Here is a 22,627-nt window from a genome sequence, read left to right on the forward strand (position 1 = left end):
AGGGTGTGGGAGAGTAGGACGCCGCCGGACTCAACGTGATAGAAAGGCCCACCCCATACGGGGTGGGCCTTTCTTTTTGCCTTTTTTCGGTAACGGAAGGCTCACGCCCGGCGGGCGCTGCACGGCTGGGACGGCGCAGCGCCTCGCGGGGACTCCCGGAACGGGGTGGTGCGTTTGGGGGCGGGCACTTTCGTACCGGAAATGGGTTTTAGCTTCGGGTTTGGGTGGCGGAACGGATTTGGAGCATCAAGGGGGCGGCTTCGGCCGGGGTGCGGTTCGGGAACATGGCCAGGGCCAGGCTGCCGTGGTCGGCCCAGCCACAGACCGTCAGGTCGCCCTCGGGGGAATGGGTCACTCCGCATTTCATGGTGCCGCCCAGATCGCCGGCTTCCACATCGCTGATCTCGGTGACCGCGCCCTGGTCGTCGCCCACCAGATCGAAAGCGGTGTCCAGCTCGGAGCCGGGAGACCAGAAGAGCGAGGTGCCGCCGAAGAACAGGACGCTCTTCTCGTCGGCCCCGGTGTAGACGGCGCCCACCGCCTTGGTCATCGGGATCTCCGCGGAGAGAGCGGTCTGCAGGTAGTCGGCGGTCGCGGTGGCCTCCTCGCTGTCGTCGAGGGTGAGCGAGCCGATGCTGGTCGGTGTGGCGAGCGTCGTGTTGCGCTGGGAGTTGATCCGCCAGCCGAAGACGGCCATGGCTCCGGCGCCGGCGACCGTCACCGCGAGCAGGCTTGCCAGGACGATCGTGCGGGTCCTGCTGCGCGGCTTTGCGGGGCGGGTGGTGTCGTCGCTCTCCGCAGCGGTCAGACCGAACGCATTGTCACTGTCCGGGTCGTCGGGGGTCGCGCTCAGTTCCAGCGGGGTGTCATCGGGTGCGGGTGGTGGAGGGGCGCTGGGCTCGGAAGTGGGCGGTGTGGGCTGGTCCGCGGAGGACCCCGGAGCGGGCGCGGGCTCCGGCTGCTCCGGGGAGGCGGGAGGTGGTGTGTGCTGACCGCGGTCCGACATCAGGCGAGCCTATCCGGTGGCGGCCGGCGCCGTGGGTGGTGGACGGGCCGATCACCCGGGGCGCCGGGGTCCTTCGGAGGAGGTGCGAATTCGGGGCGGTGGGCGGGGATCCGTAGACTTGTCGGGTGACCGATGAGACCGAACCCCGTACTCCCGACAGCCGGCCCACCGGTGGCCTCTCCGCCCAGTACCAGCCGGGCGAGGTAGAGCAGCGGCGGTACGAGCGGTGGGTATCGGAGGGTTACTTCACGGCGGACCCGAAGAGTGACAAGCCGCCGTTCACGATCGTGATCCCGCCGCCGAACGTGACCGGGTCCCTGCACGTGGGGCACGCCCTCGACCACACGATTCAGGACACCCTGGTCCGGCTCAAGCGGATGCAGGGCTACGAGGTGCTGTGGCTGCCCGGCATGGACCACGCCGGCATCGCCACGCAGAACGTGGTGGAGCGGCAGCTCGCCGCGCAGCAGCTGTCCCGGCACGACCTGGGCCGCGAGAAGTTCGTCGAGCGAGTCTGGGAGTGGAAGGCCGAGTCCGGTGGCGCCATCCTCGGGCAGATGCGGCGGCTCGGCGACTCCGTCGACTGGTCGCGCGAGCGGTTCACCATGGACGAGGGCCTCTCCCGCGCCGTTCAGACGATCTTCAAGCGGCTGTACGACGACGAGCTGATCTACCGGGCCAACCGGATCATCAACTGGTGCCCGCGCTGTCTCACCGCGCTCAGCGACATCGAGGTGGAGCACACCGAGGACGAGGGCGAGCTGGTCTCGATCCGGTACGGCGAGGGCGAGAACTCGATCGTCGTCGCCACCACCCGTGCCGAGACGATGCTCGGTGACACCGCGGTGGCCGTGCACCCCGACGACGAGCGGTACAGGCACCTGGTCGGCACCGAGGTCGAGCTGCCGCTGACCGGCCGGCGCATCCCGATCGTGGCGGACGAGCACGTCGACCCGTCGTTCGGCACCGGCGCCGTCAAGGTGACCCCGGCCCACGACCCCAATGACTTCGAGATCGGGCAGCGGCACGGTCTGCCCAGTCCGGCGATCATGGACGAGCGGGCGATCATCACCGTACCCGGGCCGTTCGAAGGTCTTGATCGTTATGAGGCCCGTCCGGCGATCGTCGCGGCGCTGCGGGAGCAGGGCCGGATCGTCGCCGAGAAGCGGCCCTACCTGCATTCGGTGGGGCATTGTTCGCGGTGCAAGACCACGGTGGAGCCGCGCCTGTCGCTGCAGTGGTTCGTCAACACGAAGCCGCTGGCCAAGGCGGCCGGGGACGCGGTCCGTGACGGCCGGGTGAAGATTGAGCCGGCGGAGCTGTCCAAGCGGTACTTCGCCTGGGTCGACAACATGCACGACTGGTGCATCTCCCGGCAGCTGTGGTGGGGCCACCGGATCCCGGTCTGGTACGGGCCGGACGGCGAGGTCGTCTGCGTCGGACCGGACGAGCAGCCGCCCACCGGCGAGGGCTGGAAGCAGGACGAGGACGTCCTCGACACCTGGTTCTCCTCGGGCCTGTGGCCGTTCTCCACGCTGGGCTGGCCGGAGCAGACCGCCGACCTGGAGAAGTTCTACCCGACCAGCGTGCTGGTGACCGGCTACGACATCCTCTTCTTCTGGGTCGCCCGGATGATGATGTTCGGTCTCTACGCGATGGACGGCCGGCAGCCGTTCGACGTGGTGAACCTGCACGGCATGGTGCGCGACCAGTTCGGCAAGAAGATGTCGAAGTCGTTCGGCAACGTGGTCGACCCGCTCGACTGGATCGACCGGTACGGTGCCGACGCCACCCGCTTCACGCTGGCCCGCGGCGCCAACCCCGGCTCCGACGTGCCGGTCAGCGAGGAGTGGTGCCAGGGCTCCCGCAACTTCTGCAACAAGCTGTGGAACGCGACCCGGTTCGCCATGATGAACGGCGCGTCAGTCTCGGGCGACCTTCCTTCGCCGTCCGAATTGTCAGCTATCGACAAGTGGATCCTCTCCCGCCTCCAGCATGTGACCGCGGAAGTGGACGGCTACTTCGCGGCCTACGAGTACGCGAAGGTCTGTGACGCGCTCTACCACTTCGCGTGGGACGACGTGTGTGACTGGTACCTGGAGCTGAGCAAGCCGGTGCTGGCCCAGGGCAGCGCCGTGACGCAGCGCGTGCTCGGGCACGTGCTCGACCAGCTGCTGCGGCTGCTGCACCCGGTCATCCCGTTCGTCACCGAGGAGCTGTGGATCGCGCTGACCGGCGGCGAGACGGTGATGAAGGCGGCGTGGCCGTCGGCCGACCCGGCGCTCGTCAACGACGCTGCCGAGGAGGAGCTGGCCGCACTCCAGAAGGTGGTCACCGAGGTCCGGCGGTTCCGTTCCGACCAGGGGCTCAAGCCGAGCCAGCGGGTCACCGCGGCGCTCACCGGCCTGGGCAACGTCGGCATCGACGTGCACGAGCCGCTGATCCGTTCGCTGGCCCGGCTCGACGCGCCCGGCGCCGACTTCGCCACCACCGCCACCCTCGCGGTGACCGGTGGCATCACCGTCGACCTGGACACCCGGGGCGCCATCGACGTGGCCGCCGAACGGGCCCGGCTGGAGAAGGACCGGGCGGCCGCCGAGAAGGAGGCCACCCAGTGCCGGGCCAAGCTCGGCAACGAGGCCTTCATCGGCAAGGCCCCGGAAGCCGTGGTCGCGAAGATCAAGGACCGGCTCGCGGCCGCCGAGGCCGATCTGGTCCGGATCGCCGCCGCCCTCTCGGCGTTGCCGGCATCATGAGCAACCCCGAGTACGACGAGGTCGAGGCCGCGCTGGACAAGCGCGGCTTCACCCGCATGGCGTTCGACATGCAGAAGATCCGGGACCTGATGGACGTGCTGGGCAGCCCGCAGCGGGCATACCCGGCGATCCACCTGACCGGGACCAACGGCAAGACCAGCACGGCGCGGATGATCGACGCGCTGCTGCGGGCCCACGGGCTGCACACCGGCCGCTACACCAGCCCGCACCTGGAGAGCGTCCGGGAGCGGATCAGCCTCGACGGGGAGCCGGTGTCGGAGGAGCGGCTCGTCGCCACGTTCGGCGAGGTGGCGCCGCTGGCCGAACTCGTCGACGCGCGTTACGCGGAGCCGCTCACCTACTTCGACATGACGACGGCCATGGCGTACGCGGCGTTCGCCGACGCGCCGGTGGACATCGCGGTCGTCGAGGTGGGGCTCGGCGGCGAGGAGGACGCCACCAACGTCATCGAAGCGGGCGTGTGCGTGCTCACCCCGATCGGGCTCGACCACACCGAGTGGCTCGGCGACACGATCGAGGACATCGCCTGGCACAAGGTGGGCATCATCCACCAGGGCGCCACCGTGATCACCGCGCTCCAGACCGAGGAGGCCATGCGGCCCATCCTCGAACGCTGCGCCGACATGCAGGCCACCCTCGCCCGGGAGGGCAGCGAGTTCGGGGTGGTCGAGCGGACCCAGGCGGTCGGCGGGCAGGTGCTCACCCTCCAGGGGCTCGGCGGCGTCTACGACGAGATCTTCCTGCCGCTCTTCGGCGCCCACCAGGCGCAGAACGCCGCGATCGCGCTCGCCGCCGTCGAGGCCTTCCTCGGTGCCGGCGCCGGCAGGCAGCTCGAGGTCGACCTGGTCCGGGAAGGGTTCGCCCGCGTGGACTCGCCCGGCCGGCTGGAACGGGTGCGCAGCGCGCCCACCATCCTGCTCGACGGCGCGCACAACCCGCACGGGATGGCCGCCACGGTCACCGCGCTGGAGGAGGAGTTCTCCTTCCGGCACCTGGTGGCGGTCGTGTCGGTGCTCGGCGACAAGGACGTCACCGGACTTCTCGACCTGCTCGAACCGGTCGCCGCCAAGATCGTGGTGACGCAGAACAGCTCGCCGCGCGCCATGCCCGCCGAGGAGCTGGGCCAACTGGCGGTGGCCGTCTTCGGTGAGGACCGGGTGACGGTCACGGCGACCATGCCCGACGCCATCGAGGAGGCCGTCGTCCTGGCCGAGGAGGACTCCTCCGGGGACACCAGCGGCATCGCCGTGCTGATCACCGGATCGGTCGTCACCGTCGCCGACGCGCGGAAGCTGCTCAAACGATGAGCGCCCCGCAAGAGCCACGCCCCTCCGGGCTCAAGAACCCCCAAGCAGCGGTACGGGGACTCGGCGCCGGGACACTGGCGCTGGAGACGGTCGTGCTGCTGCTCATGGTGGCGCCCCTGAAGACGATCGCCGGAGACGGTAGCGGCCCGGCGATCATCATGGTGCTCGTCCTCGCCGTGCTGGCGATCGTGCTGGCCGGCAGCATGAAGCGGAGCTGGGCGTGGGCCGGTGGCACCGCACTCCAGGTCCTGTTGCTGCTCGGCGGGTTCCTGCACTGGACCCTGGCCGCGGTCGGGGTGATCTTCGGGTTGACGTGGGTGTACGTGCTGCACGTACGCCGGACGATCCTGGGCTGACACCCGGTCCCGTTCCGGGACCGGGTGATGCCCGTCAGCGAATGGCCCGCCACTGGGTGATCGCGATGTTGTGGTTGTCCGGGTCGCGGAACGTCGCCGACCACAGCTCCAGGCGGTCGCCACGGTTCACCGGGCGGGGCGAGTGGACGAACTTGACGCCCTTCTCCCGCAACTCGGCGTGCACCGCCTCGATGTCGCCGACCTCCAGGTTCAGGTAGATCAGCCGGCCCGCGTCGGACGACAGGTTGTGCACCGTACGCAGCACCAGGCGGGTGTCGCCGGACGCCAGCACGGCACTGCCGTCGCCGGTGTCGATCTCGTGGAAGCCGAGCACGTCCCGGTAGAACTCGGTCGAGCGCGCCAGGTCGGTGACCAGGATGGTGATGCCCACCCCGTGGATCGAGCCGGCCGGGCCCGGGCGGGCGCTCGGATAGCCGGTGATCACATCGGCGGCGTGCTCGTCCGGCTCGTTGCGGCCGGCGAAATCACCCCACGGGTTGCCGTCCTCCGGGTGCGGCGAGACGGCCGCGCGGCCCACCGCCACACCCAGGATGCCGTCGCGCAGCGCCGACGCGCCCTTCGGTGGCTGGGCCGGGGGCGCGACGATGCCGTCGGCCACGGCGGGCGCCGCCTGCGCGGACGTCTCCGGAGCCGGCTCCGGATTGCCGCGCAACGGCAGATCCAGCGGGATGTCGACCTGGTCGCGGGACGGATAGGAGACGGCCGGCGGCGGCGCGCTCGGGAACGGCCGGTCCGGGGTCGGGGCGCTCGGGGGCGTCGTCAGCGGGGACGGCGTGGGCGTGGCGCGCTCCGGGCGTGGCTGTGCCGGGAACGCCACCGGGGTCGGCCCCGGCCTGGTGTCCGGCTCGTCCTCGGCGGTCGTCGAAGGGGTGCCCGGCTCGGTGCCCGGCTGCACGAAGAAGCGGGTTCGGCTGCCCAGCGGATGGGCGTCGACGTTCGGGGGGACCGGCGTGGGTTCGTCCTCCGGCTCCGCCCACGGGGAGGTCGTGGGGCGCGCCCAGCGGTCGTCGTGGGGCGGTGCGGCCTGTCGCGGGGCCGGGCGATCCGGTGTTCCGGGGGTGGGCGCGGCCCAGCGTCCGTCACCGCGGGGCGCGGTCGTCTGCGATGGCCGGGACCACGGGTCCCGCGGTGGTACTTCGGCCCGGGCCGGGCGTGCCGTGGGGGTGGTCGTCTGAGGTGCGGGCGGCGTCGTGGCCGGGCGTGCCGTGGGGGTGGTCGTCTGAGGTGCGGGCGGCGTCGTGGCCGGGCGTGCCGCCGGGCTGGTCGTTTGAGGTGCCGGCGACGCTGCGGCCGGGGTGGTCGTCCGAGGTGCGGGCCGGGCCTGAGGTGGGGGTGGCGCCGCGTGACTCGGGCGGGGCACGCGCCTCGGGGGCGGTGTGGGGGCGTCGGCCGGGCGCGGGACCGGTGGCGGTGGGGGCTTCAACCCCTGGCTCCACGCGGTGGGTGGTGGCGGGGGAGTGCCGGTTCGGGGCGTCCGTGAGGCGGGCGAGACCGGATCGACCGGCCCGGTGCTGCGGCGTGGCCCTCGCGAACCCTCGGGGGCCTGCGACGACGGGCGCCCGGCGGGGACGGTCGGCGCGCTGGACGTGGCCGTCGTCTCCGGGGTGGATCGCTGGTCGTTGGCCGCACGCTCGTGGCGGCCGGGGTCGGAGGCGTCGGGCCCGGCCGGGGTCTCGCGGGGGATGCCCGGGGCGGTCTCCCGGGTGGTGCCCGGGTCGGCTTCGCGGGGGGTGCCCGGGACGGCTTCGCCATCGGAGGGGCGCGCCGGGGGGCCGATGTCGTCGGCTCGGCGGTGGGCCGCCTGGCGTGGAATCGCCGCCGACCGGGGCGAGGCCGCGGCGGCGGCCGTGGTGCCGGCGCCGGATTGCGCCGGGCGGGTGGGCGGGCCGTCCAGGTCCAGGTCGACGGCCGGGTCGACGGACTCCAGGTCCAGGTCGACGGCCGGGCCGGCGTCCCCCAGATCGAGATCGACGGCCGGATCGGCATCGGGTTCGGCGTGGGCGCGGTGTGCGCCCGTCGTGCCGGTCCCGGGCTGGTGGTGGCCGGGCTTCTCGGTGCCGCTCCGGTGGGTGTCGGCCTCGTCCGGGTAGGGGCCGGCCGGGTGGACGGTGCTCTGGGGAGTCTCCGCTGCCGGGCCGGTGTAACGGGTCTCCCGGGTGGGCGGGGCGGGGTCGTCGGTTTCGGTGGGCCGGCGGGGGCGGGGTGCCGGGGAGGCGGCCCGGTCGCTCTCGGTGCGGTGGGCCTCGTCCGCGTCGGGAGCCTCGGCGGTGCGGAGGTCGGCCGGTGGGGTGGGAGCCGACTCGGTCGACGTGCGCTGCGGTGGGGGCATGGTGGTGGCCGTCCGGCTGGTGGCGCGGGACGCGGCCGGTGGGGTGTCGCGCTCGACCGTCGCGGTGGCGGAGGAGCTCCGGGGGCGCGGGCTCGGGCGGGAGCCGGGCGGGCGGGTGGAGGCCGAGGCGGTCGTGGTGCGGGGACCACCCGCCGGGCCGGGTCCGCCGGCGGACGGGTCGGAAGGGTCGGGGCCGAACGGGCGGCCGGGGGCCTCTCCGGGCGAGGTGGCGAAGGCGGCACCTGACGGCGGGCCCGCGAACGACGCGGCGGGGCCGGGGGCCGGGCGCGGGCCGGCCGACGGGGCGGAGCCGGAGGTCGGGTGCGAATTGGCCGACGGGCCGGGGCCGGGAGTCGGGCGCGGGCCGGCCGAGGGGGTGGGGCCGGGGGCCGGGCGCGGGTCGGACGACGGGGTGGGGCCCGAGTCGGACGACGAGGTGGAGAAGTCCTCGGCGTGGTCGTGTGCACCGGACCTGGGCGGGTCGTCGAAGGCCGTGGACGCGGTGGCGGCGGCGGGGCCGAACGGCCGCGCCCGGCGGGGCAGCGGGGGCGGCTCCTCGTCGGTGCCGACCACCTGGCCCTCGACGATGGTGCCGGCGGGCGTGTCGCGGACCACGACCGGCGTGGTGGTCCGGCGGCCGAACCCGCCGGAGGAGGCACGCGGGCCGGGCGGGGGTGGCGGGTCCTCGGTGTCGACGTCCCACTCGCGTTCGCGGCCCTCCCACGGGGCCGGGTCGGCGGAGCCTAGAAGTTCCTCGTCGAGATCGTCCGGATCGAGGCCGTCGGCGGGGTCGGGAGGTGGCGGCGGATCCTCGCCCTGGGGGCGCGCGACGGCGTCCTTCCAGTTGATCCGGACGCGGCGGGTGTCGTCGACGTCGACGGTGATCGGGACGGTGGTGCCCGGATCCGGCCACTTCTCGATCGGCACCCGGGACTCGCGGACCATGGCGTCGAAGGCACCCAGGCCGGGCGCCACCACGATGAGCTCGATGCTGGCCCGCCCATATGCCCCGACCGGCGGCGGCTCGGTGATCGACCGCACCTCGGCGGTGCCCGCCACGGTGGCCCGGCCACCACGGCGCGACACGTTGAGGAAAGCGACCGCTATGGCGATGGCGAGAACGGCGACGCCGAAGAAGGCGACGGCCGAACTGCGCATGCCGAGCCCGTAAACGATCACGAAGGCCGCCAGCGTGGCCATGATCGCCGCTACCAGCTTGCGCGCCGGGGCGATTGGCCGGCCGGTCTGGTTCGCCACTGTGGACCTCCCGGTTGTTCCCGTCAGGTTATGGCCCTGCGGTGCGTCCGCGAAAGTGCGGCAGTACGGACATCGCCGCTCGCCCCGTTCGCGGTACCGATAGGCTGAACTCCCCGCGTGTCGGCCTGTAGTGATAACGGAGGAACTGCGTGTCCAGCCCTACCGAGCGTTCGCTCGTCCTGATCAAGCCCGACGCGGTGCGCCGCGGCCTGCTCGGTGAGATTCTGTCCCGTTTCGAGGGTAAGGGCCTGGTCATCGAGGCGCTGGAGTTGCGCACGATGGACGGCTCCCTGGCTGACGCGCACTACGCCGAGCATGTGGACAAGGCCTTCTACCCGCCGCTGAAGGACTTCATGACGAGCGGGCCGCTGGCGGCTCTGATCCTTTCCGGTGACTCGGTCATCGAGGTGGTCCGGGCCATGATCGGCGCGACCGACGGCCGCAAGGCGGCCGCCGGCACGATCCGTGGTGACCTGGCGCTCTCCAACCGGGAGAACCTGGTGCACGCCTCCGACTCCCCGGAGAGCGCCGAGCGTGAGCTGGCCCTCTGGTTCCCGAAGTTCTAGATCTGACAGTCGTTACAGGGTCTCCAGGCTCGCCCGGCGACGGGACTCGGCCTCGAAGACCTTGAGCAGGAGCGCGGCGAGGACCGCGTAGCCGGCGCCGACCAGCAGTTCCCGGCCCAGCGCGGGCGCGGCCGCATCGAGGCCGCGCCCGGCCGCGAGCAGCCGGGCCGCCTCCGCCGCGTGGGTGATCGGCAGCAGTTGTCCGACAGTGATCATCCAGTCGGGCAGTCCGTCGCGCGGCACGTTTACCCCGGTCAGCAGGAGCAGCAGCGCGGCCGACACGTTCGAGACCACCCACACGTCGCGGAACCGCAGACCCAGCGCGCCCAGCGTGAGCCCGAAGAAGCCGCAGGCCAGCGAGCCGGCGGCCAGGGCCAGAGCCAGACCGGGCAGAGCCGAGGCCGGGATCCGCAGGCCGAGCAGCAACACCCCCATGAGCAGCGTGAACGCGGCGATGAGCAGGCCGTTTCCGGCGTACGGCAGCACCCGTCCCCAGAACACCACGGTCCGGCTGCGCGGGGACAGCAGCACGTGGCCGAGGGTGCCGTAGCGGCGCTCGTTGGCGACCGCCATCGTCCCGCCGAACACGCAGGCGGTCGACGCGGCCAGAACCGCGTTGCCGACGATGAAGAACCGGTCGTCGGCCACCTGCAACTGCCGCCCCAGGTAGGCGAAGAACAGCAGCTGGAAGGTGGGCCCGGCGAGCAGTGTCCCGGTGTACATGGCGGGGGTGGTCCAGTTGAACAGGGCCCGGTACGCCAGCGCGCCACCGATGCCCATCAGTCGAAGTGTCCTCATGCCAGCGCCAGGGTCGCGGCCGCGCGGGCGCGGCGTTCGAACGATTTCAGCAGGACCGCGCCGAGCACCAGGCACACCGTGCCGAGGGCCAGGCAGATCCCGATCGACGGCCAGACCGGCCCGCCGACGGTGGCCTCGCGCAGCGCCCGGGCGCCCCACGTGGTCGGCAGGACGGCCGCGATCGGGGCGGTCCAGGCCGGCAGCACGCTGATCGGCACGAGCATTCCGGAGAGCAGCCAGATCGGGTAGTCGAGCGGGTTGGCCAGCGCGTTGGCGTTGCGCAGCAGCACGAACGTGGAGGCCAGCAGCAGGCCGAACATGCCGAGCCCGGCGATGCAGGCCAGGGTGGCGGCCCCGAAGGCGAGCGGGTGCGCCAGGTCGATCGGGATGCCGTAGACGAGGCGGCCCCACAGCAGGGTGGCGACCAGCGCGTAGCAGCCGGTGACCGCGGTGGCGGCGGTGAGCGGCAGGATCACCAGCACCGGGTGCCGGGGCGTCAGCATGATGATCTCGAGGGTGCCCTCGAACCGCTGGTGCTGGATGGCGCCGCCGGAGCCGGTGAGCACCGAGGCCCAGACGCCCATCAGGCCGGCGCCGACCGCGGCCTCCAGCAGCCGGTGCGGCTCGTCGCCGGCCCGGAACAGGTAGACCGCGAGGGTGGCCTGGACCAGCGGGATGACCAGTGCCATGGCGACCTCGAACGGGGACCGGCTGAGGTGCTTGGCGCGCAGCACGGTGCCGATCAGCAGGGTGCGTAGCGTCCTCATGCGGCACCCACGATCGCCACGTACGCGTCCTCCAGCGTCGGCTCCCGGCTGTCCACCCGGCCCAGCCGGATCCCGGCGAGTTCCCGCAGCACATCACCCTGTACGTCGACGTGCGCATCGGACTGGACGGTCAGCAGTTGCAGCGCCCCGCGGTCCTCCACCGAGGTTTCGCGGACGCCGGGCAGCCCCCGTAGGGCGCTGATCGCGGTGTCCGGGACGCCGTACGCCTCGACCTCCACGACCCGCCGCCCGTCTGCCCGGCTCCGCAGCTCGGCCGGTGTGCCGAGTGCCTGTATCTCGCCGCCGGAGATCACCGCGATCCGGTCGCAGAGCTCGTCCGCCTCAGCCATGTAGTGCGTGGTCAGCACGACCGTCGTGCCGCCCGCGGCCAGCCCGGCCACGGTGCGGCGCAGCTCCCGGGCGGCGACCGGGTCGACCCCGATCGACGGCTCGTCGAGGAACAGCACCTCGGGGGCGTGCAGCCGCTGCCGCATGCCGCGGGAGTAGCCCTCGACCCGCTCCTGCTCCCGTCCGGTGAGTCCGACGAGTTCCAGCAGCTCGGCGATGCGCCGTCTCTGGTCGCGGGGCGGTACGCCGTACAGCTCGGCGAAGTACCGCAGGTTGTCCAGCGCCGACAGCCGGTCGTAGAGGCCGCGGTCGCCGCCGAACACGTACCCGATCCGCCGTCGTACCTCCCGGGTCTGCTCGACCACGTCGAAGCCGCGGATCCGCGCGGTGCCGGCGGTCGGGATGAGCAGGGTGTTGAGCATCTTGATGGTGGTGGTCTTGCCGGCGCCGTTCGGGCCGAGCAGGCCGAACAGTTCGCCGCGGCGCACCGTCAGGTCGATGCCGCGGACCGCCTCCACCGTCTCGCGCCGGGGCCGCAGCCAGCCGGTGCGGGTCCGGTACGTGCGGCGCAGGCCCTCCGCCTCGATGGCGTAGTCGCTTTCCATGCCCGGAAAACTAGGGAACGACGGTCGATTCAGGAAACGAATTCGGTCGTGGCCGAATCGTCGCCGAGCAGCTTGACCAGTGCCAGCCCGGCCGGTTCCAGGCCGTAGAGGACCCGGCGTCCGGCCCGCCGCCGGTGCACCACCCCGGCGGCCTGCAAGCCGGCCAGGTGCTCGGAGACCGTGCTCGGCGCCAGCCCCAGCACTTCTGCCAGCCCGGTGGTGGTGGCCGGGATGGTCAGCGCCCGCAGCACGGTGGCCCGCCCCCGGCCGATGAGCAGGGTGAGCCGGTCGTCCGGGGCCGGGGTGTGGCTCTCGGCCAGTACGGCGGCGCCGCGCGCCTGGTAGGTCACCAGCACCACCTCGGGATGGTCCGAGGAGTAGAGCAGCGCGCCCCGCGAGAAGATCAGCGGCACCAGCAGGAGCCGCTGGTCGGTCGCGGTGAAGTCGTCCTCCAGCTGCTTCATCAGGGTGAGCACCGGCCGCTCCCAGCGGACCCGGTCGTGCAGCCGGGCGAGCAGGGCGTCCGGGCCGTCGGCGGCCAGCGCCCGGGCCCGCAGCAGGACCTCCTCGTCGAGCGCGGCCCGCATGGCCGGCCAGTACGGCGCCATGGCCCCGTCCCAGAAGGCGGCGAGCCCGTCGGCGAGCCGGTTCAGCGCGGTCTCCCGGTCGTCGAAGAACGGCCGCAGGCAGGGCGGAACTCCGTCCGGGTGGTGCCGGGCGACCTGCTGCGCGATCACCTCGGCGGGCGTGTGCCGGACCTCGTCGAGCTGCTCCTCGATGGTGGGCGCCGGCGACCCCGGCATCGGGGCGAGGAAGTCCGGCAGCATCCGGCCCACCTCGAAGTAGACCCGCAGCGGGGCGGTCGCCGGATCGGTGCGCAGCACGGCCTGCGCCCGCCGGGCCCAGCCGTCGTACGGCCAGGGCGCGGTCTCCGGGTGGCGGTGCAGCAGCCAGAGGCCGCAGACCGTCTCGATCAATGGGCTGATCGCGATCCGGGTACGCGACAGCGTCGGTTCGTCGAGCTCGATCCGGATCACGCCCACGAGTTTACGGTCGAAGGGCGAGTGGGCAGCTCCGCCCGGCGCGGGCGGCACCGGGCGCGAGCAGCGACGGACGTCGCTTCCGGCCCACGGCGGCCGCGCGTAGCCCGTACCCCTGAAGTAATGCGGATGAGAGAAGCTGAGCGTGCCCGGTATCGTTGTGCGCACGCAGGCTTTGAACCGGCCATCACCGGGGAGCCTCCGGAAGAACGGGTCTTTTTTGAAAGTGCCCTAGTAGAACCGGGCGGACACCGGACCGCGCAGCCTTCCGGCGAATGAGCGGGCGGGTCTCCACGAACCGCCAAGCGAGGTGGTACCGCGGGTCTTCGTCGAAGGCTCGTCCTCGCAGTCACGTCATGTGAACTGCTTGAGGGGAACACCAGATGGCCTACCCGAAACACACCGACGCCACCGGCGTTCCGGCGAGCCCGGATCTGCCGGCGGTCGAGCGCGCCGTCCTCGACCACTGGGCCGCCGACAAGACGTTCGAGGCGTCCGTCGAGCGGCGCCCGGCGGGCGAGAACGGCGCGAACGAGTACGTCTTCTACGACGGTCCGCCGTTCGCCAACGGCCTGCCGCACTACGGCCACCTGTTCACCGGGTACGTGAAGGACCTGGTGCCGCGCTACCAGACGATGCGCGGCAAGCGGGTGGAGCGGCGGTTCGGCTGGGACACGCACGGCCTGCCCGCCGAGGTCGAGGCGGAGAAGCAGCTCGGCATCACCACCAAGGCGCAGATCGTCGACCTGGGCATCGACAAGTTCAACGACGCCTGCCGGACGTCGGTGCTCGCCTACACCAAGGACTGGGAGCGTTATGTGACGCGCCAGGCCCGGTGGGTGGACTTCCAGAACGACTACAAGACCCTCGACCCGGAGTACATGGAGTCGGTCATGTGGGCGTTCAAGACGCTGCATGACAAGGGCCTGGTGTACGAGGGCTTCCGGGTCCTCGCCTACTGCTTCCGGTGCGAGACGCCGCTGTCCAACACCGAGACGCGGATGGACGACGTCTATCGGGATCGGACCGATCCGGCCTTGACGGTGAAATTCCGTCTGGAGACCGGCGAGGACATCGCGGTGTGGACCACCACGCCGTGGACGCTGCCGTCGAACCTGGCCCTGGCGGTCGGCCCGGACATCGAGTACGCGGTTCTGTCGGATGAAAACGGGCAAAAACTGCTGGTGGGTGCGACGCGAGTCGGCGCCTACGCCAAGGAGCTCGAAGGCTACGAGCAGGTCGGCAGCGTCTACGGCCGGGAACTCGTCGGCCGCCGCTACACCCCGCTGTTCGACTTCCTGGTCGAGCCGGGCGGGGAGAACGCCTTCCAGGTCCTCGGCGCCGAGTTCGTGACCACCGAGGACGGCACCGGTGTCGTCCACATGGCCCCGGCCTTCGGAGAGGACGACCAGAACGCGTGCAACGCGGCCGGCATCCCGACCGTCGTGACCGTCGACGACCACACCCGGTTCACCTCGCTGGTCCCGGACTACCAGGGCCTTCAGGTGTTCGACGCCAACAAGCCGGTGATCGCCACGCTGAAGGAGCGCGGCGTGGTGCTGCGCCACGACGGGTACATGCACTCGTACCCGCACTGCTGGCGCTGTGACACCCCGCTCGTCTACAAGGCGGTGTCGTCCTGGTTCGTGGCGGTGAGCACGTTCCGGGACCGGATGGTCGAGTTGAACCAGCAGATCAGCTGGACGCCCTCGCACATCAAGGACGGCTCGTTCGGTAAGTGGCTGTCCAACGCCCGTGACTGGTCGATCTCCCGGAACCGGTTCTGGGGCTCGCCGATCCCGGTGTGGAAGTCGGACGACCCGCAGTACCCGCGCGTCGACGTCTACGGCTCCTACGAGGAGCTCGCGCGCGACTTCGGGGTGACCATCACCGACCTGCACCGGCCCTATGTCGACCAGCTGGTCCGCCCGAACCCGGACGACCCCACCGGCAGGTCGATGATGCGGCGCGTGCCCGAGGTGCTGGACTGCTGGTTCGAGTCCGGGTCGATGCCGTTCGCCCAGGTGCACTACCCGTTCGAGAACAAGGACTGGTTCGAGCACCACTACCCGGGTGACTTCATCGTCGAGTACATCGGGCAGACCCGCGGCTGGTTCTACACCATGCATGTGCTGGCCACGGCGCTGTTCGACCGGCCCGCGTTCCGTAACTGTCTGAGCCACGGCATCCTGCTGGGCGAGGATGGTCGCAAGATGTCCAAGTCTTTGCGGAATTATCCGGACGTGTACCGAGTTTTCGATACTTACGGCTCGGATGCCATGCGCTGGATGCTGATGTCGTCGCCGGTCCTCCGCGGTGGGGACATGCCGGTCACCGAGGTGGCGATCCGTGACTCGGTTCGGCAGGTGCTGCTGCCGTTGTGGAACGTCTGGTACTTCTTCTCCCTCTACGCCAACGCTTCCAACTATGTCGCGAAAAATCGGACAGACTCCACCCACCTGCTCGACCGGTACATCCTCGCGAAGACCGGCGAGCTGGTCGCTCAGACGGAGAAGCAGCTCGACGACTACGACATCTCCGGCGCCGCGGCGACGGTCCGTAGCTACCTCGACGCCCTGACCAACTGGTACGTGCGCCGTTCCCGGGACCGCTTCTGGGCCGGCGACGAGGACGCCTTCGACACCCTGGCCACCGTGCTGGAGACCCTCACCAGGGTGGTGGCGCCGCTCGCGCCGCTGACCGCCGAGGAGATCTGGCGGGGCCTGACCGGCGGCCGTTCGGTGCACCTGACCGACTGGCCCTCGGCGGACGTGTTCCCGGCCGACCACGAGCTGGTCGCGTCGATGGACGCGATCCGGGACGTGGCGTCGGCGGCCCTGTCGCTGCGCAAGGCCAAGGGGCTGCGGGTCCGGCTGCCGCTGGCCACGCTCACCGTGGCCACCGCCGACGGAAGCCGGCTGGCCGGCCTCGGTGACCTGCTCAAGGACGAGGTCAACGTCAAGAACGTGGTCTTCACCGACGACGTGGCCGCGTACTGCCAGCAGGTCCTGACGGTCGTCCCGCGGGCGCTCGGCCCCCGGGTCGGCAAGCAGGTCCAGCAGGTGATCAAGGCGGTCAAGAGCGGCGAGTGGCAGCTCGTCGACGGCGCCCCGGTCGCGGCCGGCGTCACCCTCGCCGAGGGGGAGTACGAGCTGAGGCTGGTCGCCGCGGACGTGGAGAACTCCGCACCGCTGCCGGCCGGCGGCGGTGTCGTGGTCCTCGACACGGTCGTCACCGAGGAGCTGGCCACCGAGGGCCTGGCCCGCGACGTGATCCGCGTCGTGCAGCAGGCCCGCCGGGACGCCGACCTCGACGTCAGCGACCGGATCGCGCTCGTGCTGTCGGCCGCGCCGGTGGTCCGGGCCGCGGTCGAGGCGTACCGGGAGTTCGTCGCCGGTGAGACTCTCGCCACGTCGGTGGAGTTCGCCGAGCTGGCGGACGGCTTCACGGGCGAGGTCGGCGACGCCGAACAGGTGACGGTGACCGTTTCGGCCGTGTGATTCAACCGATTGGCCCGGATGTTCGCCTGGTGTGGGCGAATGTCCGGGCCGGTCCAAGATCACTAGGTACTTCGCGCCAACTGTCAGCTAACCTCACAACACCATCCACCCCCCACGCGTCCGGAGGACGAGTTGCCGCTGCTCTACTCGATCGGCAAGGTCACTGTCGGCAAGGTGCTGATGACCGGCTGGCGGCCGCACGTCGAAGGCATCGAGAACATCCCGCAGACCGGCGGCGCCATCTTCGCGGGCAACCACCTCTCCGTTGCCGACGAACTCCTCCTCGGCGCCGCGGTGCCCCGCCACCTGGCCTTCTGGGCCAAGTCCGACTACTTCACCGGCACCGGCGTCAAAGGTTTCCTCAACCGCAAGCTGATGGAGGGCCTCGGCGCCATCCGCGTCGAGCGCGAGGGTGGCCGGGCCGCCCTCACCGCCTTCGACGCCGCCATCCCGGCGCTGCGCGACGGTGAGCTGATCGCGGTCTACCCCGAGGGCACCCGGTCGCCCGACGGGCGCCTCTACCGCGGGCGGACCGGCGTCGCCCGGCTGGCCGTCGCCGCGGGCGTCCCGATCATTCCGGTCGGCGTCCTCGGGACCGACAAGGTTCAGCCGATCGGCCGTCTCGTCCCGAAGCTGGAGCGCGGCGTCATCACGGTCAAGTTCGGCAAGCCGATCGACACGGTGGGCCGGCCCGACGACCGCACCGCGCTGCGCGAGCTCACCGACCAGGTGATGGGCGAGATTCAGCGGCTCACCGGGCAGGAGTACGTTCCGCGCTACGCCCCCAAGCGCGAGGAATAGACCGCAGCGCCCAGGGCCGGCCGTTTCAAGCGGCCGGCTCCAGGACGGTGTCGCGGAGACTGCTCACCAGCTCGGCGCTCTCCTCCAGCGACCGCCGGGTGAGCAGAACCGTGGCGAGACTGCCGTGGTCCGCCCAGGCGCACGCCACCACCGCCGTGTCCTCCAGCCGGCCGGTCCCGCACAGCTGATGCGCGCCGAACACACCCAGGTCGAACGGCTGCACGTCCTTCAGCCGGAGCGAATCGGACAGCCGCGCCAGTTGAGCCTCCACGTCGGAGCCCGGGGTGAGCCGGAAACCGGTGACCCCGAAGACGGTGACGCGCTTGCCGCGCCCGTCGGCGTAGATGCCGGCGAAGGAGTCGCCGCCCGATCCGGCCGACTGCAACTCGTCGGCCAGCCGCTGTGCGGCGCGCTGGCCGGCCGCGGTGTCGCGCAGCCTCAGATCGGCGAAGGAGTCCGGGAGCACGGCCGTCACCGGGTACTGCCGGACGCCCGGCACCAGCCAGTAGCCGAGGGCCAGTCCGATGATCACCAGCAGCACGAGGCGGCGCAGCCGGCGGCGCCGGCGTGGCCGGGGGAGCGGCCGGGCCGCCCAAGGGGGTGGCGTGGCCGGCGGGCGGGGCTGAACCGGGATCCGGTTCGGGATCCGGTCCGGGGCCGCGACCTTCCGGCCCCACGCCCGGATCTTCTCCGGGGCCTTGCCGGCCGCCTCCTGACTCTTCGCCGCGGCGCTGCGGGCCGCTTCCTGGCTCTTCGTGGCGGTGCGGCGGCCCCAGGCGCGGACCTTCGGTGAGAGCAGCGGCGGCAGGCCGGCGCCGGCGGCCGGCGGCGGATAGGTGCCCGGTGGCGGGACGGCGGGTTGCGGGGCCGCGGCCCGGGTGGGCTCCGGCACGGGCGCGTCGAGGCGGGTCACCGGCAGATCGACCGGGGCGGCCGGTGTGGCGTAGGCGTCCGGCCAGACCGGAGTGTCCTGATCGGCCCACGGGTCGACGGCCGGCACCGCGGTGCGGTCGTCCTCCGGGTCGGCCTCGCCGCCGGTGAGCCGGTCGATCATGCGGGACCAGCGGGAGCGGCGCGGCCCCTGCTCGGGCACCATCGCGGCGCCGCTCCACCGGCCGGGAAGCGCCTCGGTGGGCGGGTCGTTCTCGCCGGATCCGGCGAACCGGGTGGGGTCGGGCATTCCGGCGGCCGGAGTCTCGTCACCCGGCTGCGGGTCGGCCATCTCTCCGATCTCCTCCACGCTCGGCGACACGATCGTCTTCACCAGGTTAGGGATGCTGTGCCAGTGGGACGGCGAGGCCGGATCCGGGCAGCGGACACCAATGGCGGACAACGAGGGCGATGTGCGAGACGCTCCGGAGTCGTATGGTTACCCGGACTTGGCATCGTCCGGCCTCGCCGGCCGGATGAGTGCCCGGATTCACGTTCGCGTGCAGACGGAAGAGGTCGCCGCACCATGAGCACGACGCAGAGGAACGCTGTCACGGTCTCCGGGGCGGCCTCCGGCCGTCCGATGCTGTTCGCCCACGGATACGGCTGCGATCAGAACATGTGGCGGCTGGTGACCCCGGCGTTCGCGGACACCCACCGGATCGTCCTGTTCGACCACGTCGGGAACGGGCGGTCGGACCTGTCGGCGTACCGGGACTCACGGCACGGCACGCTCGCCGGCTACGCCGAGGACATTCTGGAGATCGTCGAGGAGCACGATCTGCGGGACGTCGTCTTCGTCGGGCACTCGGTGGCCGCCATGATCGGCGTGCTGGCCGCGATCCGGGAACCGGACCGGTTCGCCGGGATCGTGATGGTCGGCCCGTCCCCGCGGTACATCGACGACGAGGCGGACGGCTATGTCGGCGGGTTCGCCCGCTCCGACATCGAGGAGATGCTGGAGTCGCTGGACAGCAACTATCTGGGCTGGTCCAGCGCGATGGCGCCGGTGATCATGGGCAACCCGGAGCGGCCCGAGCTGGGCGAGGAACTGACGAACAGCTTCTGCCGGACCGATCCGGCGATCGCCAGGAAGTTCGCGCAGGTCACCTTCCTCTCGGACAACCGCGCCGACCTGCCCAACCTCCGGGTCCCGTCGCTGATCCTCCAGTGCTCGGACGACGTCATCGCCCCCACCGTGGTCGGTGAGTACGTTCACAAGAACACCAGGGAGAGCACCTTCATGGCCCTCAACGCGACCGGGCACTGTCCGAATCTGAGCGCACCGGAGGAGACGGTTGACGCGATCAAGTCCTGGTTGTAGACACGGGCATGATCGGCGGACGATTGGCGTGAGTGAATCTGGCGGGCCGGACGTGACACAGGAGTTGCGACTGCCCTGGGACGACGATCCCGAGGATCTGTACGAACACGCGCCGTGTGGCTACCTCACGACGCTTCCGGACGGCACCATCGTCCGGGTCAACGAGACCTTCCTGACCTGGACGGGGTATGCCCGTACCGATCTGATCGGTCACAAACGGTTCCGTGACCTGCTCACGCCCGGTGACCAGATCTTCCACGAGACGCACTACGCGCCGTTGCTGACGATGCAGGGTGAGGTGCATGAGATCGCGCTCGACGTGGTCCGCGCCGATCGGAGCCGGGTGCCCACCCTGGTCAACGCGGTGCTGGAGTCCGGCCCCAACGGCACTCCCCGGATCATCCGCACGATGATCTTCAACGCCACCGAGCGGCGCCGCTACGAGCGGGAGCTGCTGGGCTCCCGCCGCGCCGCGGAGTCCTCCGAGCAGCGGGTGCGGGTGCTCCAGCAGATAGTGGCCGACCTGGCGGCGGCCCCTACCGAGGCCGAGGTGGCGGAAGCGGTGATCCGCGCCCCGGAACCCGCGTTCCAGGCCGCCAGCAGCAGCATCTTCCTGGTCGACCCGGAGCGGGACGAGCTGGTCGCGGTCTCCTCGACCGATCCGACCACCGGCAACTGGGACGACATGCCCCGCTCGTCGACCCGGGCGGTCGCCGAGGTGGCCCGGCGTGGCGACCTGCACGTGATCGCCACCGTGGCGGAGGCCGAGGAGCACTTCCCGGATCTGGCCGAGTCGATGCGCCGCTCCGAGCGCAAGACCGTGGTGCTGCTGCCGCTCACCACCGGGCCGGCCGAGGAGCACGGAGCCGTGGCGGTGCTGGGTGTGCTGGCGTTCAGTTTCCGTGAGGAGCGCGTGCTCACCGACGGCGAGCTGCGGGTGATCCGGCTGCTCGGACAGCAGGCGGGACAGGCGCTGGACCGCGCCCGGCTGTACGACGAGGGCCGCCGCCGCGAGGACCGGTCCTCCTTCCTGGCCCGCACCACCCGGGCGCTGGACGAGCAGCACCGCCTGTTGCAGCGGGCCCGCCGCCTGGTCGAGCGGGTGGTGCCGGAGATCGCCGACTGGGCGCTGGTCCGCCTCCAGGTGGGCCCGGCCGGCCTGGTCGAGTACCACGGCGGCCCCGCCCCCGATCCGGAGCTGCTGGACGCCCGGGTCGCCGAGGCGGTCGAGACCTGCGCGCCGGTCTATGCCGGCGACGGTGACGGACTGGACTGCACCGTGCTGCCGCTGACCGTCCGCGGCCGGGTGATCGGCACCCTGGCCCTGCGGATGGCCCCGGACCGGCGCGGCGCCGGGGCGGACCGGCTCTTCCTGGTCGATCTGGCCGACCGGGCCGCCCTGGCGCTGGAGAACGCCCGGCTCTACGAGCAGGAGCGGGCCATCGCCCGGACGTTGCAGCGCAGCCTGCTCGCCGCGGACGTGCCGGGCGCCGACTCCCGGTTCGCGCTGGAGACCCACTACCAGGCCGCCGCGCAGGACCTGGAGGTCGGCGGCGACTGGTACGACGCCTTCCTGATCACCGCGAACAAGCTGGCCGTGGTGGTCGGCGACGTGGTCGGGCGGGGCATCGACGCGGCCACCACGATGGGTCAGCTGCGCAGCGCGATCCGGGCGCTGGCCACCGCCGAGAACGGTCCGGCACGGCTCCTGGAGGGGCTGGACCGGTTCTGCGAGCGGGTCGAGTCGGCGCGGATGGCGACCGTCGTCTACGCCGAGATCGACCTGCTCAGCGGCGAACTCGCGTACGCCACGGCCGGTCACCTGCCGCTGCTGCTGCACGAGCCGGCCGGCCCGCCGCAGTACCTCATGCAGGCCCGTTCGGCGCCGCTCGGCTCCCGGGCCGGCGACCGCCGCCGGGTCGAGGACCGGATCCGGCTGACCGGCGGGAGCCGCCTGCTGCTCTACACCGACGGGCTCATCGAGCGCCGGGGCCGCGGACTCGACCGGGGTTTCGAGATCCTCGCCCGGGAGTTCTCGCGGCTGCGCGACGCCCCGCTCAAGGGCCTGACCGCCGGGCTGGCCGACATCCTGGTCGGCCGCGACCACGGCGACGACGTCTGCATGCTCTGCCTCTCTCTCGGCACCGAGGAGCGGCTGGAGCGCTCGATCGGCGCCGACCCGGTCCAGATCTCCCGGCTCCGCGCGGACATGCGGGGCTGGATGGCGGGCCACGGCATCGACCCGGACTGTCTGAACGCGGTGCTGCTGGCCAGTTCCGAGGCGGTGGCGAACGCGATCGAGCACGGCTACCGGGACGACCCGTTCGGGATGGTGGACGTGTCCGCCACGATCAGCGCCGACGCCGTGGAGGTCCGGGTCAGCGACCACGGCGCCTGGCGTGGGCCGGGCGCCGACCTGGCCCGGGGCCGCGGCCTGCAACTGATCTACGAGTCGATGGACGAAGTGAGCTTCGACCAGGGGGAGGGGACCACGGTGACCATGCGGCGGCATAGAGGCGCACGATGACGGACCATTGGGTCAGCTTCTCCCGCCGGGGGACCGCCGAACTGGTCCACCTCAAGGGTGAGATCGACCTGGCCAACGCCAACGACATCGGCCGGGCCATCGTGGCCCGGACCACCGGGGCCGACGCCGTGGTGATCGACCTGACCGCGGTTTCGTTCCTGGACAGCGCCGGGGTCCGGTTGCTCGACTTCATCGTGGGTGACCTGGATGATCGGAGGAAGCCGGTTCGGCTGGTCGTCGGCGAGCATGGGGCCGCACGGATGACGTTGCAGCTCTGTTCGTTCCGCAGTGACCTGCTGGCCACCGATCTGGACCGGGCGGCGGAGGAACTGGACCGATAGCCTCCATCGGCCTCGCGTACCCTGGAC

16 protein-coding genes are annotated in these 22,627 nt (G+C 71.7%); 9 read left to right on the forward strand and 7 right to left on the reverse strand.

From position 1 onward, the window contains the following. Positions 1 to 208 precede the first annotated feature (208 nt). Entirely contained in the window at positions 209 to 1,006 is a 798-nt protein-coding gene (locus IEZ13_RS22960) for a hypothetical protein (protein ID WP_183226161.1), read from the reverse strand. A gap of 125 nt (positions 1,007 to 1,131) precedes the next feature. On the opposite strand from IEZ13_RS22960, the gene IEZ13_RS22965 reads away from it, so the two are divergent. Genes IEZ13_RS22965 through IEZ13_RS22975 form a run of 3 tightly spaced genes read left to right on the forward strand, consistent with a single transcriptional unit; the run spans position 1,132 to position 5,446 of the window. Beyond that, positions 1,132 to 3,762: a valine--tRNA ligase gene (locus tag IEZ13_RS22965; RefSeq protein WP_183226162.1), complete on the forward strand. Its 2,631-nt coding sequence runs from the start codon at positions 1,132 to 1,134 to the stop codon at positions 3,760 to 3,762. Further along, a complete protein-coding gene (locus IEZ13_RS22970) occupies positions 3,759 to 5,090 on the forward strand; it encodes a bifunctional folylpolyglutamate synthase/dihydrofolate synthase (RefSeq protein ID WP_183226163.1) in 1,332 nt (443 codons plus the stop codon). Before IEZ13_RS22965 ends, IEZ13_RS22970 begins: the two co-directional genes overlap by 4 nt. Beyond that, on the forward strand, positions 5,087 to 5,446 hold the full coding sequence (locus IEZ13_RS22975) for a DUF4233 domain-containing protein (RefSeq protein ID WP_183226164.1): 360 nt from the start codon (positions 5,087 to 5,089) through the stop codon (positions 5,444 to 5,446). The genes IEZ13_RS22970 and IEZ13_RS22975 overlap by 4 nt, the downstream gene beginning before the upstream one ends. A 34-nt stretch (positions 5,447 to 5,480) precedes the next feature. Here the strand turns inward: IEZ13_RS22975 and IEZ13_RS46700 are convergent, their stop codons facing one another. After that, positions 5,481 to 9,053, reverse strand: coding sequence for a VOC family protein (locus tag IEZ13_RS46700; protein WP_229794923.1), 3,573 nt, complete (start codon positions 9,051 to 9,053; stop codon positions 5,481 to 5,483). 149 nt (positions 9,054 to 9,202) lie between these two features. Between IEZ13_RS46700 and ndk the strand changes: the two genes are divergently transcribed. After that, a complete protein-coding gene (gene ndk, locus IEZ13_RS22985; protein ID WP_183226165.1) occupies positions 9,203 to 9,619 on the forward strand; it encodes a nucleoside-diphosphate kinase in 417 nt (138 codons plus the stop codon). A gap of 12 nt (positions 9,620 to 9,631) precedes the next feature. Here ndk and IEZ13_RS22990 read toward each other — a convergent pair whose 3' ends face one another. Genes IEZ13_RS22990 through IEZ13_RS23005 form a run of 4 tightly spaced genes read right to left on the reverse strand, consistent with a single transcriptional unit; the run spans position 9,632 to position 13,174 of the window. Further along, positions 9,632 to 10,417, reverse strand: a complete 786-nt coding sequence (locus tag IEZ13_RS22990) for an ABC transporter permease (RefSeq protein ID WP_183226166.1) — start codon at positions 10,415 to 10,417, stop codon at positions 9,632 to 9,634. After that, on the reverse strand, positions 10,414 to 11,184 hold the full coding sequence (locus tag IEZ13_RS22995) for an ABC transporter permease (protein WP_183226167.1): 771 nt from the start codon (positions 11,182 to 11,184) through the stop codon (positions 10,414 to 10,416). The genes IEZ13_RS22990 and IEZ13_RS22995 overlap by 4 nt, the downstream gene beginning before the upstream one ends. After that, positions 11,181 to 12,137 (reverse strand): ABC transporter ATP-binding protein, encoded by a 957-nt coding sequence (locus IEZ13_RS23000; RefSeq protein WP_183226168.1) that lies wholly within the window; start codon positions 12,135 to 12,137, stop codon positions 11,181 to 11,183. The genes IEZ13_RS22995 and IEZ13_RS23000 overlap by 4 nt, the downstream gene beginning before the upstream one ends. 29 nt (positions 12,138 to 12,166) lie before the next feature. Further along, positions 12,167 to 13,174 carry an ArsR/SmtB family transcription factor gene (locus IEZ13_RS23005; protein WP_183226169.1) on the reverse strand — a complete coding sequence of 336 codons (1,008 nt, stop codon included), beginning with the start codon at positions 13,172 to 13,174 and terminating at the stop codon, positions 12,167 to 12,169. A 386-nt stretch (positions 13,175 to 13,560) separates the two neighbouring features. Between IEZ13_RS23005 and ileS the strand changes: the two genes are divergently transcribed. Further along, positions 13,561 to 16,677, forward strand: coding sequence for an isoleucine--tRNA ligase (gene ileS, locus IEZ13_RS23010; protein ID WP_183226170.1), 3,117 nt, complete (start codon positions 13,561 to 13,563; stop codon positions 16,675 to 16,677). A 132-nt stretch (positions 16,678 to 16,809) separates the two neighbouring features. Then, on the forward strand, positions 16,810 to 17,478 hold the full coding sequence (locus IEZ13_RS23015) for a lysophospholipid acyltransferase family protein (RefSeq protein WP_183226171.1): 669 nt from the start codon (positions 16,810 to 16,812) through the stop codon (positions 17,476 to 17,478). Positions 17,479 to 17,503: 25 nt separating this feature from the next. Here IEZ13_RS23015 and IEZ13_RS23020 read toward each other — a convergent pair whose 3' ends face one another. Continuing rightward, positions 17,504 to 18,742: a hypothetical protein gene (locus IEZ13_RS23020; protein WP_183226172.1), complete on the reverse strand. Its 1,239-nt coding sequence runs from the start codon at positions 18,740 to 18,742 to the stop codon at positions 17,504 to 17,506. A 192-nt stretch (positions 18,743 to 18,934) separates the two neighbouring features. On the opposite strand from IEZ13_RS23020, the gene IEZ13_RS23025 reads away from it, so the two are divergent. Genes IEZ13_RS23025 through IEZ13_RS23035 form a run of 3 tightly spaced genes read left to right on the forward strand, consistent with a single transcriptional unit; the run spans position 18,935 to position 22,600 of the window. Continuing rightward, on the forward strand, positions 18,935 to 19,732 hold the full coding sequence (locus IEZ13_RS23025; RefSeq protein WP_183226173.1) for an alpha/beta fold hydrolase: 798 nt from the start codon (positions 18,935 to 18,937) through the stop codon (positions 19,730 to 19,732). 28 nt (positions 19,733 to 19,760) lie between these two features. After that, on the forward strand, positions 19,761 to 22,259 hold the full coding sequence (locus IEZ13_RS23030; RefSeq protein WP_229794925.1) for a SpoIIE family protein phosphatase: 2,499 nt from the start codon (positions 19,761 to 19,763) through the stop codon (positions 22,257 to 22,259). Then, a complete protein-coding gene (locus tag IEZ13_RS23035) occupies positions 22,256 to 22,600 on the forward strand; it encodes an STAS domain-containing protein (protein WP_183226174.1) in 345 nt (114 codons plus the stop codon). The genes IEZ13_RS23030 and IEZ13_RS23035 overlap by 4 nt, the downstream gene beginning before the upstream one ends. Positions 22,601 to 22,627 lie beyond the last annotated feature (27 nt).

Source organism: Actinoplanes campanulatus (assembly GCF_014647795.1).
Taxonomy (GTDB): Bacteria; Actinomycetota; Actinomycetes; order Mycobacteriales; family Micromonosporaceae; genus Actinoplanes; species Actinoplanes campanulatus.